The organism is Blastococcus sp. TF02-09 (assembly GCF_003319105.1).
GTDB lineage: Bacteria > Actinomycetota > Actinomycetes > Mycobacteriales > Geodermatophilaceae > Blastococcus.
The window spans coordinates 78,920-91,155 of sequence record NZ_QOHH01000004.1 but is presented as its reverse complement, the minus strand read 5'-3'; the positions used below and the strand labels follow the sequence as shown (position 1 = coordinate 91,155).

Sequence of the window (12,236 nt, the reverse complement as noted above, 5' to 3'; positions counted from 1 at the left end):
GCCGACACCAGTCCCGTCGCTCGGGAGAAGCACCGTCCTAGACGGTCGGGTCGCCTTCGGGCACCTCGATCGCGATCACCTCGTCCACCTTCGCGTCGGCGCCGGACAGGCCTTCGGCCTCCTCGTGCTCGTCGTGGAAGGCCAGCCAGCGCATGCCGAGGGCCTCGCGCTGCTCGTCATCGACGGCCTCCTTGAAGGGCGGGAAGAAGTCGGTCTCCTCCTCGGCCATGTGGTCGGCGTTGACCTGGCGCACGTTCCGCACCGCCTCCCACCACGCCTCGCTGCCGACCTCGTGCTCAGCGACTGCGGCGGCAGCGTGCCGGATGTCGTTGTGGTCGTGCACGCCCTCCGCGGTCTCCTGCTCGCCGTCCGCCTCCTGGGCCAGCAGCGGGTAGAACAGCTGCTCCTCGGCGACGGCGTGCACTTCGAGCCTGGCGTGCAGCGCCTCCCAGGCAGCGGCGAGATCCTCCCCGGACAGGTCGTCGAGCGCGGCGAAGTCCCGCCGGAAGATCTCGTGCTCGGCCAGGACCAGGGCGGTGATCTCGAAATCGGACATGCGGGGGCCGTTACCCGTGCGGTCGTCCGCCACGCCCGCGGATCGCTGCCGGCGGTTTGTCGACGCACCCGCGTGGGGTAGCCGCGCCGCAGCGGAGCGACATCGCTCCGACATCTGCATGGAGGAGACGTCATGGCGAGCGGTGTGGCGACGGTCTGGGTGCCCGTGGACGACATGGACCGGGCGGTGCGCTTCTACACCGACGTCCTGGGGCTGAGCGCGAAGAACACCGCGGCCGACTGGTCGGAGATCGACGCCGGCGGGCTCACGATCGGGCTCAACGCGCGGGAGGGCACGGCCGCCCACGCCGACGGCGGAGCGGTCATCAGCTTCACCCCCGACGGGGGCATCGAGGACGAGGTGCGGCGGCTCCAGGAAGCCGGCGTCCAGTTCGCCGGCGACATCGCCAGCTACGACTGGGGCCGCATCGCCGCCTTCAGGGACAGCGAGGGCAACGACCTGCAGCTGTACGCGCCCCCGGCCGACTGACGCCGTCGCGGGGCGGGCGGTCGCCACCGCCGGCGGTCATGCCGGGGCGATCGGTTCCCCGTCGGACGCGCTCCCGGTCACCGGGTGTCCCACGGCCCCGGCTCCGGGCTGCTCGCGCGCCAACCGCGCCGCCTCGGGCTCGACCAGGCCCACCTGGGCGGCGATCGGCCGGCTGACCAGGTTGGTCAGCCAGTCGGCCCCTATCCGGAGCCGGTTGGCGGCGGAGGGCAGTGCGTAGAGGTGGTAGCCCTTGGTGACCACCTTCGCCGCCGGCCCGGTGAGCGGGAGGCCCAGGGGCCGGGCCACGCCCGACGCGCCACCCAGATCGGCGACGAGCCCGAGGTCGCGGTGCCGGTACGTCCGGGGGCTGCCGTGGCCGAGGCTCGCCGCGATGTTGCGGGCGATGACGACCCCCTGCCGCTGCGCGTGCTGGGCGGTGGGCGGGTAGTCGGCGTCGGTGCCGCTGAACGGGTCACGGGCGGCCGCGCTGTCCCCCGCGGCCCACACCCCGTCGCGCAGCTGCAGGTGGTCGTCGACGGCGAGCCGGCCGCGTCGGACCGGTAGGCCCAGGTGCCGGACCAGCGGCGGCGGGGTGACGCCCACCGTCCAGACCACGGTGTGCGTGGGCAGGGTGTCGCCGTCGGACAGCGACACGCTGCGGTGGTGCATCGCCGTGACGCTGGTGCCCAGCCGGATCTCCATGCCGCGCGCCCGGACGACCTGCATCGCGGCGCGACCGAACCGGGCGCCGAGCTCGGGGAGAATCGTCGGGGCGACGTCGATCAGCACCCAGCGCAGGTCCTCGGAGCGCAGCCTGGGAAACCGGTCCCGCTGCGTCGTCGTCATGTGCTGCAGCTGTGCGGCGGTCTCCGTGCCGGTGTAGCCGGCACCGACGGCGACGAAGGTCAGCCGGGCGCGGCGTTCGACCGGATCCCGGGCGCCGTCGGCCAGTTCCAGCTGCCGGAGGACGTGGTCGTGGAGATACTGCGCCTCGACCAACGTCTTGAGCCCCAGCGCGTACGTGGCCACGCCGGGGGTGGGCAGCGTCCGGGTGACGCTCCCGGTGGTCAGTGCCACCCGATCCCAGTGCACCGGGTCGACGGGTCCGTGATCGGCCACGACCCGGAGGGTGCGCCGGCCGAAGTCGACGTCCTCCACCGAGGCCTGGACGACGCGGGTGCGGTGCAGGACCGCACGCAGGGGAACCGCGATCCGGCGGGGATCGAGCCTGCCTGCGGCGACCTCGGGCAGGAGCGGGCTGTAGCAGAGGTGATCGGTGGCGCTGATCAGGGTCAGGTCCGCTGCCTCCGGAGGGAGAAGGCGCTCGAGGGTGCGGGCGGCGAACAGGCCGGCGAACCCGCCGCCGACGACGACGACGACGGCGGGGCGCTGCCCGGGGGCCGGCCGGTCGCCCGCCGCGCGGCGTCGTCGCACGGCTGCCGGCGCACGGATCACCGGACCGTCGTCATCTCGTCGCCTCGCTGCTCGTGCCCTCCTGCGGGGTCCGGGGCGCGGGCGGGGGCTTCGGGGCTCCCCGCGGGACGAACCGGTCGGCGAAGTCGAGCGCGGTCTGGGCGACCTCGCGCCACCCGTGGTCGATCGTGAGCGAATGGCCGCGGTTCGGGATCTTCACGATCTCCGTCACTCCTGGGTTGCGGCGCTGCCGGTGGTAGGCGGCGTTCGCGATCGCCCATGGCACGGTGTGGTCCTTCTCGCCGTCGATGATCAGCAGTGGGCCGCGCTGGGGATTGGCCGTGTCGACCGTGGCCTCCGTCCACGGGTTGAGGTTGGCGGTGCCCATCTGCACGAGGGCGGCTCCCGAGGCGGCGACGTGGAAGGTGTCGTAGAGCTCCCTGGTCTCCTTGTCGTCCAGCGCGTTCGCCCAGCCGTACGCGAACTGGTCGAGCGTGAGCGTGATCGCGCGCCCCCGGGTCCGCGGGTCGACCAGGAACGGGCCCACACCTCTGAGGACGGACACCGGGAGGGGCAGGACGCCGCGGAACACTCCGGGATCGATGGCCACCGTGACCGCCGCGAGGCCCCGGCCGGCGAGCATCTGCGCCACCAGGCCTCCGGTCGAGTGACCCATCACGACGGGTCGCCGGTCCAAGGCCTGGATGATCTCGGCCGTGTGGTCGGCGACCTGCTTCAGCGTCTTCCGGGCGAAGACGTCCGGGTTCGCCCGGGCCGCCTCGACCGTGGGCGGATCGTCCGGCCAGTCCGGCGTCAGCGGGGCGTAGCCGGCCTGCTGGAAGAAGTCCGCCCAGGCGGCCCAACTGCTCGGGAGCAGCCAGAGGCCGTGGATCAGGACGACCGGGGTGGTGCCGGAGGCGTTGGCCGCCTCGATCTCGCGGATCTCCCGCTCGGATGGTGACGCCATGACGAGTTCCTCCTGCCCGGGGCGCGATCACCTGTGCGCCCGGACGCTTCTCGCCCGGCCTCCGAGCCGCCAGCCCCTTCCGGGCCTGCGACCGGCGTGCCGCACCGGTCGGTAGACAGCCGTCTGCGCAGCGTCCGACGTCCCGCGACGGCTCATCGGACCCGTTCCGCTCACTACGCTGCGGCGCGTGACCGCTGACCGGCCGGCGCGGGTCGAGGACGTGCACGAGCTCGCCCGGGCGATGCCGCACGTGACCGTCGTCCGCGGGTCGCGGGGCAACGCCGTCTACCAGGTGGGTGGCAGGTCGTTCGTCTTCTTCCGCACCCCACGGCCCGACGCCCGCGACGAGAACGGCCAGAAGCTGACCGACGTCATCGTCCTCTGGGTGGGGTCGGAGGCCGACAAGCAGTCGCTCGTCCAGGACCCGACGACGCCGTTCTTCACCACCCCGCACTTCGACGGCCACGACTCGGTCCTCGTCCAGGCCGGCCGGCTCGGCGAGATCGGCCGGCAGGAGCTCGCCGAGGTCATCGAGGACGCCTGGCTCGCCCAGGCCTCCGCCCGGCGACGGACCGCCTGGCTCGCCGAGCACCCCGCGCCCGGCGACCGGTGAACCGCGGCCCGGTCCTCGTGGAGGAACGGGCCGCCCGGGTTCACCGGTGCGACGCGGGGACCGTCAGTCGAAGGCCGCCGGCAGGCCCAGCTTCACGAACAGGCCGCTGTCGAGGTCGAGGAAGCTGGAGATGTGGGCGACCTTCCCGTCCTCGATCTCCAGGACGTGCAGGCCCCACGGCTCGTGACCGCCACCCGCGCGGGGCCGGTACTGCGCCACCGCCGGCGAGCCGTTCGCCCACACCGGGAACACCCGGGAGTTCGCGCACTCGCTGCCCGGGCCCCGCATCCACGTCCCGATGTCCGCCGACCCACGCAGCCACATCTCGAAAGGGGGCATGTGCTGGGTGGCGTCCTCGTGCAGCAGCTGCACGAAGGCCTCGATGTCGTAGCGCTCGAAGGCGTCCACGTACTTCGCGAGCAGCTCGCGGTCGTCGGAGTCCAGCGAGCGGGGGGCGGGGCGGGCGTCCAGGTCGGCGAGCGTCGCGCGGGCCCGCTGCAGGGCGCTGTTCACCGACGCGACCGTGGTGTCGAGCAGCCCGGCCACCTCGTCGGCCTTCCAGCGCAGCACCTCGCGCAGGATCAGCACCGCGCGCTGCCGGGGCGGTAGGTGCTGCAGCGCGGCGACGAAGGCCAGGCGGATCGACTCCCGGGCGACGGCCTGCTCGGCCGGGTCGCCGTCCTCGGGGAGCACCTGGCGGTCCAGCACCGGCTCGATCCACGCCGTCGCCGGACGGCGCCCGGCCAGCGACGCCGGCACCGGCGGGTACGGGTCCCCCGCCAGGTCCATCGGCAGCGCCCGCCGGTTGCGGCCGTTGAGCGCGTCGAGGCACACGTTGGTGGCGGTGCGGTACAGCCACGACCGCAGCGCCGAGCGGCCCTCGAAGTCACCGAGACCCCGCCACGCGCGGACCATCGTCTCCTGCACGGCGTCCTCGGCGTCGAAGGACGAACCGAGCATGCGGTAGCAGTAGCCGGTGAGCTCGCGACGGTGCTCGAGGAGCCGTGGGTCGAGCTGATCGGTCGGGCCGAGGGCCACGCTGGTCACCTGGGAACCACTCCTCCGGTCGGGTTGCGAGCCATCGCACCACAGCGCGCCGACATTCCGGGAGGGCCCAAGCGCCCGTTCCTACTGGTAGCTGACCAGCTCCGGGGTCGGCAGCACCTGCTGGATCGTCTGCTCGGGGGTGAGCATCGGGGCGTCCTCGTCGTAGAAGTTCTTCCACCCCCACGCCACCTCGGGCGCCCCCTGGCGCAGGGTCCGCCACGTCTCCTGCTTGCTGGCCTGCGACCCCTGACCGTCGGCGTGGATCAGGACCGCCAGCTCGTCGCGGGACAGGTCGAGGTCCTCCCGCCCGGGCAGCATGTCGAGCCGGAACTGGTGGAGCACCAGGAGCTTCTGCGGCAGCGATCTCTCCCGCGTCAGGTCGGCCAGCCAGGTCACCACCCGGTTGACCTCCTCGACCCCGACCGAGCCGATCTGGGTCAGGTGCACCTCGCCGGGCGCGAGCCGCCACTCCGGGTCCAGAGCCAGCCCGACGTGGGGCAGCTCCAGCAGCGGCCGGTACAGCTCGGCCTGCGCCACGAAGTCGGTGCGGCCCGGCTGCAGGTCGAGGATCACGTAGAGCCCCGCGGCACCGGCCGCCTCCACCCACGGCCACACCGTCTCGATCGGGCTCTCGGTGGAGTAGTTGCCGTCCGGCCCCGCGACCTCCGAGGCAACGGTCACGATGACCTCGAACGCCGGGACCACGGGGGGCTCGACGAGCGCGTCGTACGGGGCGGCCGTGTCGCGAGCCCGCTGGATCGCCGCGTCGACCGGCTGCTCCCCCAGCACCCCGAGCGCACCGCTGCCCGGGAAGCCGTAGAGCGCCACCATCATCCGGCCCGGGAACAGCAGCTGCCCTCCCCCGGGCAGCTCGGTGCCGGTGGCCGCCGTCGCCACCTTCCAGTCCAGCCCCTGCTCGGCACCGAGCCCGGCACCCACCGCGATCACGGTCTCCGCGTCGTCGTCGGAGAGCGCCTCGACCACGTCGGCCGACGCGCGGGGGTCGGTGCTCCCCGACACGGTCACCACGCGGGCCCCGGCCGCGCGGCCGGTCGCGACGGCGGCGGGCGAGGCGTCGTCGCCGGCGAGCAGCACCACGCCCTCGACCGGGTCGGCGCGGTCGAACTCCGGCAGCTCCTCGGCGTCGACGCCGTCCTCCGGCGCCTCGGCGTCCTCGGGCCGGAGCGCGACCGGACCGTCGGGGTCCAGCTCGGCCACCGCGGCGACGTCGCCGTCCGACGGGACGGCCTGCTCCTCGTCCAGCGACAGCCCGGTGGCACCGGCGACCGCGGCGACGTCGGCCGGCACCGACCGCACCTCGGGACCGTCGTCCGGCCCTTCCGCCTCGCCCACGGCCAGCACGACGTCGACCCCGAGGCGGTCCAGCTCCTCGGCCGGCTCCGCTCCCCCGCCGCGGGCCGGCTCGACCAGCAGCGGCACGCCGAGGCCGACGGCGGCCGACGCGCCCAGGAGCTGCCCCGCCCGGTCGTCCGCGCGGACAAGCACCGCGACCGGCGAGCTCTCGAAGAGCGCCCGGCTCGTGGTCACCGCCTGCGCGACCGGGTCCTCGTCGGCGACCACGGTGAGGCCGCCGCCGGGCTCGGCCGCCACGGGCGACGACGCGGTGCCGCCGGAGGTCGTCCCGCCGTCGGAGGACGACCCGGCATCGGCGTCGGCATCGGTGCAGCCGGCCACCAGGACGAGGAGGGCTGCGGACACGGCTGCCCCACGAGTGCGCACGATCCTCCTCCGGACACCGGGGTCGGCCTGCGAGCCTACGGCCCGGGCGCCGCTGGTACCTATGCCCGCCCCAGCGCCCGCTCCACGTTCTCGACCATGCGCCGGAGCACCAGCACCGTGCGCTCGTACTCCTGGCGGGACAGCCCGTCGGCGGTGTGCCGGCGCACCCGTCCCACCGCCCGCAGCACCCGGTCGTGCGCGGCCGAGCCCTCGGCGGTCAGCTGCAGTTCGCCGCCCTCGCCGCGGTGGATCCAGCCGCGGCCGGCGAGGTCACCGACCACCGCGCTGGCGTTCCCGGGGAAGTCCGCCAGGGCGGCGACGACCTCGGACTCGCTGTCCAGGCCACCGGCCAGCGAGTGCAGCACCTGCCAGTGCCGGCGGGTCAGCCCCTCCCCGGCGACGACGGAGTCCAGCGCCTCCTCGAGCAGGGCGTCCAGGCGTTTGACCCACCAGCCGATCGGCCGCTCGTCGTCCATCCGCGCATCCTGAGCAGCGGATCGGCCCGGCGACAACCCGTTGGCGCTCGGCGTCCCCCGACCGGTAGACACGAGCCGTGCCCGACGACCTCGCCGCCCAGCTCCGCCCGATCTCCGTCGAGGAGTGGCCGGTCTTCGTCCGGGCCATGTACGGCGTCTTCGGCGACGAGCCGCGCGGACGCTTCGTCGACACGCCGCCGCCGTGGGCCGAGCTCGACCGGTCGCTGTCGCTGTGGGACGCCGGTCGGGTGGTGGCGACGGCGGGGCTCTACAGCCGCCGGCTCACCGTGCCCGGCGCCGACGTGCCGTGCGCCGGCGTCACCTGGGTCACCGTCGCCCCCACCCACCGGCGGCGCGGTGTCCTCAGCGCGATCATGCGCCGCCAGCTCGACGACCTCCGGGCCGCCGAGCGGGAACCGGTCGCCGCCCTGTGGGCCGCCGAGGCGTCGATCTACGGCCGGTTCGGCTACGCGCCGGCCACGCGCCGCGGCGGATGGACCGGGCGCACCCACGGGATGCGGTTCCGGCCCGGTGTCGACGTCGGCACCGGTGCGGTCCGCCCGGCCGAGCCCGCCGAGTTCCGGGCGGCGGCCGTGCCGCTGCACGAGCAGCTGCGCCGCCGGGTGCCGGGCAACCTCGCGCGCGACGAACGCTGGTGGGACCGGTTCCTGCTCGACGAGCCCGAGGAGCGCAACGGCCGGCCGGCCCAGCAGCTGCTGCTGCACACCGAGACCGACGGCGCGGTCACCGGGTACGCCGCCTACCGGCGCAAGGCGGCCTGGAGCGAATCCAGCGAACCCGAGGGCGAGGTCTCGGTGCAGGAGGTGCGCGGGTCGACCCCGGCCGCCTACGCCGCGCTCTGGCAGTACCTGCTCTCCATCGACCTGGTGCGCACCGTGCGGGCGCGCACGGCGTCCGACGACGACCCGCTGCGCCACCTGCTCGCCGACGAGCGCGCGCTGCACGCCTCCCCCGTCGACGCGCTGTGGGTCCGCGTGGTCGACGTCGGCCGCGCGCTCTCCGCCCGTCGCTACCCCGCACCGCTCGACATGGTGTTCGAGGTGCGCGACGAGTTCTGCCCCGAGAACACCGGCCGCTGGCACCTGTGGGGGCACCCGGCCGGCGCCTTCTGCGACCGCACCGACCGCGACCCCGACATCGTGCTCGGCATCGAGGAGCTGTCGGCGGCCTACCTGGGCGGGGTGTCGCTGGCCTCCCTGCAGGCCGCCGGACGGGTGCACGAGGTCAGCCCCGGCGCGGTCGTGCAGGCCTCGACCGGCTTCGGCTGGCCGGTCACGCCGTGGTGCCCCGACGAGTTCTGAGCGGCTTCGCTGCGGGGGCGCCTTCTACCGGCCGCCGGCGGGGCGGTGCCGGTCGCGCTCGTAGTCGCTCAGCAGCCCGATCCGGCGGACGTGCCGCTCGTCGCCGCTGAAGGGGGTGCGCAGGAACTCCAGCACCAGCTCCGTGGCCTCCTCGACGCTGTGCTGCCGGGCGCCGATGGAGACGACGTTGGCGTCGTTGTGCTGGCGGGCGAGCTGTGCGGTCGCGGTGTTCCAGACCAGGGCGGCGCGGACACCGGGCACCTTGTTGGCCGCGATCTGCTCACCGTTGCCCGAGCCGCCGATGACGACGCCGAGCGACCCGGGCTCGGTGACCGTCCGCTCCCCCACCTCGAAGCAGAACGGCGGGTAGTCGTCCTGGGCGTCGTACTCGAACGCCCCGCAGTCGACGGGCTCGTGCCCGGCCTCGGCGAGGACCTTCTTCAGGTGATCCTTGAACTCGAGGCCGGCGTGGTCGGTACCGACGAAGACGCGCATGGCATGCAGTTTGACAGGCTGCCGACGTGGCAGTGCTCGGGGTGGACGGCTGGAAGGGCCGCTGGGTGGGTGCGCTGCTGACCGGCCGGACCGTGCGGCTGCTCGCGCTGGACGACATGACGGCCGTCCTCGCGGGTCCCGGACGTGGAGCTCATCGCCGTCGACATGCCGATCGGCCTGTCGGACGACGGCGCGCGGGCCTGCGACGTCGCGGCCCGGCGGCGGCTGAGCCCTTTCGGGGCGGCGTCGTCGGTGTTCCCCGCCCCGGTGCGCCCGGTGCTCGCGGCCGGCTCCTACGAGGAGGCCCGGCGCATCTCGGTCGCGGCGTCCGGGAAGTCGCTGTCGGCGCAGGCCTGGCAGCTGGTCGCCGCGATCCGCCAGGTGGACGACGCACTCGGGGAACCGCCCGACCCCCGGGTGGTGGAGGTGCACCCCGAACTCGCCTTCCGCACGCTGGACGACCGGGTGCGGAACCGCAAGGCGACGGCACCGGGCCAGGCCCAGCGGCTCCGCGCACTCAGCTCGTCGATGGACGTGCTGGACGGCCTCGCTGCCGCCGCTCCGGGCGTTCCGCTGGTCGACGCCCTGGACGCGTGTGCGGCGGCGTGGTCCGCCCAGCGCATCAGCGACGGACGCGGCGAGTGCGTCGGCGACGGCACGATGGACCGCCGCGGCCGCCCCATGCGCATCTGCTGGTGAATCCACACGGGTGAGGTCCGGTGGCTCGCGAGCCCTCGGCCGGGCCTACAGGCCCATGAATGCCCGCGTCGCCGACAGGTTCATCCCGTAGCGGTTGCTGCCCGAGGAGTACGTGTCGCACGGCGGAACGACGCCGTAGTACGCGATCCCCCGCCTGCTGCAGTAGAAATGCACGCCATCGGCATCTCCGACGCGGATGCTGTTCCTCACGCAACCGTGCGCCGCCGTCGCCTCCCAGGATCCGCACGGCAGCGACAGGTAGAACTTCCCGCCCGGTGAAATCCCGACGCCACCGTCGAGAACGCGTGCGCTGGGCCAGGACAACGGCAGGGCACCGTAGGCATTGCCCACTCCGGAGCGGACGAAGTTGAGGTCCGGAGCGGCTGCTGCGGGTGGCTTGACCCAGACCACGAGAGGCACCCCGTACTGGCGACTGGTCTTCATCACGGCAGCGGCATCGGCCTTGTACTTGTCGACGAGGGCCTGCCCCTTCAGACCGCCGGTGCACTTGGTCGAGGAATTGCCCGAGAATGCGACGACCATCGCGTCATAACGCTTCGCGGAGAGCATGCTGCTGAGCGTCCACGGTCCGCCGGAACCGGGCAGGAGGTCGCAGATCGCCAGTCCCCCACGGACCGGAAGGTGGTCTGCACCTTGCCGTCATGCGCGAGGTAGAAGTTGATGTAGTTGGACGAACCTCCGACCAGGGAATCGCCGAGGACCAGCACCTGCTTGGGAGTGGCGGCCTGGGCCCCCGGAGAAAGGCCCAGCCCCCACAACAGGCACAGCACCAGGAGCGGCAGGGCGACGACGATGTTCCTGGATCGTCTCGGAATGGCTGTGTTTCGACCCCCGGCCATTACGGGGTTGTCGACCCGGTGTCGTCGGCTCGTCCATGCGCCCTGCGTCCGGCGCTTCTCCGCTCGCGCTCGTGCATCTCAGTTCTTCCCCCGGTGAGAACGAGTCCTCGGCATCCGCGGGCGCGAGCCTAGGGCGGCAGTCGCCATTCAGGAACCCCCGTCGATGCGCCGCGCACCACGAGGCACTGCCGCAATCGCCGGGGGGCCTTCCGTGGTCAGCGGTCGGTCAATTCCTTGACGAGATAGCCGCACAGGTCGGCGTGCTCCCGGATGGCCGTGCCGCTCTCGTCGCGCTCGAGCCACCGGTCGACGACGTCGCCGTGCTCCCACTCCACGTAGCCGAGCCGCTCGTACAGACGTCGGGCGGCGACGTTCCCGCGCTCGACCGCGAGGCCGAGCCGGTGAGCTCCCAGCGCCGTCGCGCACTCCTCCGCCGCAGCGACGAGCCGCGAGCCGATCCCCACGCCGCGCGGGATGGCCTCCAGCGCGTTCAACTCCGGGACGTCGCCCAGCACCTGGCGGACCTGCTCGTACCTCGAGCGGTGGAACACGGTCCCCCGACCGCAGGGCAGGTCGCCGTCCCAGGCCACCAGGTACGTCGCCTCACCACGCTCGTGCATCCCTGACCGCTCGACGTGGTGGAACCGGTCGCGGGGGCCGGCACCCACCAGGAGGCGCGGTAGCTCACCCGAGCGGAAGGGTCGGACGACCACCCCCGCAGCGGCCGTCCGGTCCATGCCTGACACTCCTGTTGCCGATGGGCGTGGGGACGACGTGCTCAGGAGCCGGTGAGCCGCCGGACGATCGACAACGGGAGCAGGCGCAGCAGCCGTGCCACCGGGCGCCACGGCCACTCGGGCACGTAGCCGCGCACCGGCTCCCGCTCGACGACGTCGACCAGGGCGGCCACGCCCTTGTCCAGGCCGACCGTCAGCGGCCCGCGCCGTCCCTCGTTGATGTCCGTGGCGATGTACCCGGGCAGCACGGTGGAGACGACGATCCGCGAGCCGTAGACGTCGGAGCGGATGCCCTCGGCGAGCGAGTTGAGCGCCGCCTTGCTCGCCCCGTACGCGGTGCGGGTGCCGGGCATGCCGCGGATGGAGGCGACCGACGAGACGATCACCAGGTGCCCGGCGCCCTGGCTGCGGAACAGCTCCATCGCCGCCTCGCACTGCGCGTGCGACCCGAGCACGTTGGTCACCAGGACGGCGCGGTTCGCGGCGGCCTCACCGGTGCCGACCGACCCGCCCTTGCCGATACCGGCGTTGACGATCACCCGGTCGAAGCCACCGAGCTCGTCGGCCAGCCGCGGCATCACCGTGGCGACCGACTCCGGGTCGTCGACGTCCATCGCGGCCACGACCACCCGGATGCCGGGGTGGGCGGCGAGCAGCTCGTCGCGCAGCGCCTCGAGCCGGTCGAGCCGGCGGGCGGTCAGCGCGAGGTCCCGGCCCATGGCGGCGAACCGGCGGGCCATGCCCTGCCCGAGGCCGGCACTGGCACCGGAGATGAAGATCCGCTGGCGAAGGGGGTGCGGCATCGCAACAGGATGCCGCACC

Annotated in this window: 14 protein-coding genes; 4 read left to right on the top strand and 10 right to left on the bottom strand. The window is 73.6% G+C overall.

Annotation, left to right across the window (positions count from 1 at the left end):
- Positions 1–37 precede the first annotated feature (37 nt).
- A complete protein-coding gene (locus tag DQ239_RS07815; protein WP_158544798.1) occupies positions 38–556 on the bottom strand; it encodes a hemerythrin domain-containing protein in 519 nt (172 codons plus the stop codon).
- Between the two features lie 132 nt (positions 557–688).
- Between DQ239_RS07815 and DQ239_RS07810 the strand changes: the two genes are divergently transcribed.
- Positions 689–1,045: a VOC family protein gene (locus tag DQ239_RS07810; protein ID WP_113833858.1), complete on the top strand. Its 357-nt coding sequence runs from the start codon at positions 689–691 to the stop codon at positions 1,043–1,045.
- 36 nt (positions 1,046–1,081) lie between these two features.
- Here DQ239_RS07810 and DQ239_RS07805 read toward each other — a convergent pair whose 3' ends face one another.
- Positions 1,082–2,500 (bottom strand): NAD(P)/FAD-dependent oxidoreductase, encoded by a 1,419-nt coding sequence (locus DQ239_RS07805; RefSeq protein ID WP_233488899.1) that lies wholly within the window; start codon positions 2,498–2,500, stop codon positions 1,082–1,084.
- A gap of 10 nt (positions 2,501–2,510) precedes the next feature.
- Positions 2,511–3,425, bottom strand: coding sequence for an alpha/beta hydrolase (locus DQ239_RS07800; protein WP_113833857.1), 915 nt, complete (start codon positions 3,423–3,425; stop codon positions 2,511–2,513).
- Positions 3,426–3,612: 187 nt separating this feature from the next.
- Between DQ239_RS07800 and DQ239_RS07795 the strand changes: the two genes are divergently transcribed.
- On the top strand, positions 3,613–4,038 hold the full coding sequence (locus tag DQ239_RS07795; protein ID WP_233488897.1) for an MmcQ/YjbR family DNA-binding protein: 426 nt from the start codon (positions 3,613–3,615) through the stop codon (positions 4,036–4,038).
- A gap of 63 nt (positions 4,039–4,101) precedes the next feature.
- On the opposite strand, the gene DQ239_RS07790 is transcribed toward DQ239_RS07795, so the two are convergent.
- The 3 genes from DQ239_RS07790 to DQ239_RS07780 form a co-directional block, all read right to left on the bottom strand.
- A complete protein-coding gene (locus tag DQ239_RS07790; protein ID WP_113833856.1) occupies positions 4,102–5,085 on the bottom strand; it encodes a sigma-70 family RNA polymerase sigma factor in 984 nt (327 codons plus the stop codon).
- 81 nt (positions 5,086–5,166) lie between these two features.
- Positions 5,167–6,804, bottom strand: a complete 1,638-nt coding sequence (locus DQ239_RS07785) for a hypothetical protein (protein ID WP_233488895.1) — start codon at positions 6,802–6,804, stop codon at positions 5,167–5,169.
- A gap of 80 nt (positions 6,805–6,884) precedes the next feature.
- Positions 6,885–7,301 (bottom strand): MarR family transcriptional regulator, encoded by a 417-nt coding sequence (locus tag DQ239_RS07780; RefSeq protein WP_113833854.1) that lies wholly within the window; start codon positions 7,299–7,301, stop codon positions 6,885–6,887.
- Positions 7,302–7,378: 77 nt separating this feature from the next.
- Between DQ239_RS07780 and DQ239_RS07775 the strand changes: the two genes are divergently transcribed.
- Positions 7,379–8,623 carry a GNAT family N-acetyltransferase gene (locus tag DQ239_RS07775; protein ID WP_113833853.1) on the top strand — a complete coding sequence of 415 codons (1,245 nt, stop codon included), beginning with the start codon at positions 7,379–7,381 and terminating at the stop codon, positions 8,621–8,623.
- Positions 8,624–8,647: 24 nt separating this feature from the next.
- Here DQ239_RS07775 and DQ239_RS07770 read toward each other — a convergent pair whose 3' ends face one another.
- Complete coding sequence (locus DQ239_RS07770; protein WP_113833852.1) at positions 8,648–9,118, bottom strand: ribose-5-phosphate isomerase; 471 nt, start codon at positions 9,116–9,118, stop codon at positions 8,648–8,650.
- Between the two features lie 144 nt (positions 9,119–9,262).
- Between DQ239_RS07770 and DQ239_RS07765 the strand changes: the two genes are divergently transcribed.
- Positions 9,263–9,817 carry a DUF429 domain-containing protein gene (locus DQ239_RS07765; protein ID WP_233488893.1) on the top strand — a complete coding sequence of 185 codons (555 nt, stop codon included), beginning with the start codon at positions 9,263–9,265 and terminating at the stop codon, positions 9,815–9,817.
- A gap of 45 nt (positions 9,818–9,862) precedes the next feature.
- Here the strand turns inward: DQ239_RS07765 and DQ239_RS07760 are convergent, their stop codons facing one another.
- From DQ239_RS07760 to DQ239_RS07750, 3 genes are all read right to left on the bottom strand, one after another.
- Positions 9,863–10,387 carry a hypothetical protein gene (locus DQ239_RS07760; RefSeq protein ID WP_113833851.1) on the bottom strand — a complete coding sequence of 175 codons (525 nt, stop codon included), beginning with the start codon at positions 10,385–10,387 and terminating at the stop codon, positions 9,863–9,865.
- A gap of 505 nt (positions 10,388–10,892) precedes the next feature.
- Complete coding sequence (locus tag DQ239_RS07755; RefSeq protein WP_113833850.1) at positions 10,893–11,414, bottom strand: GNAT family N-acetyltransferase; 522 nt, start codon at positions 11,412–11,414, stop codon at positions 10,893–10,895.
- Positions 11,415–11,455: 41 nt separating this feature from the next.
- Positions 11,456–12,217, bottom strand: coding sequence for an SDR family oxidoreductase (locus tag DQ239_RS07750; RefSeq protein WP_113833849.1), 762 nt, complete (start codon positions 12,215–12,217; stop codon positions 11,456–11,458).
- Positions 12,218–12,236: the final 19 nt, after the last annotated feature.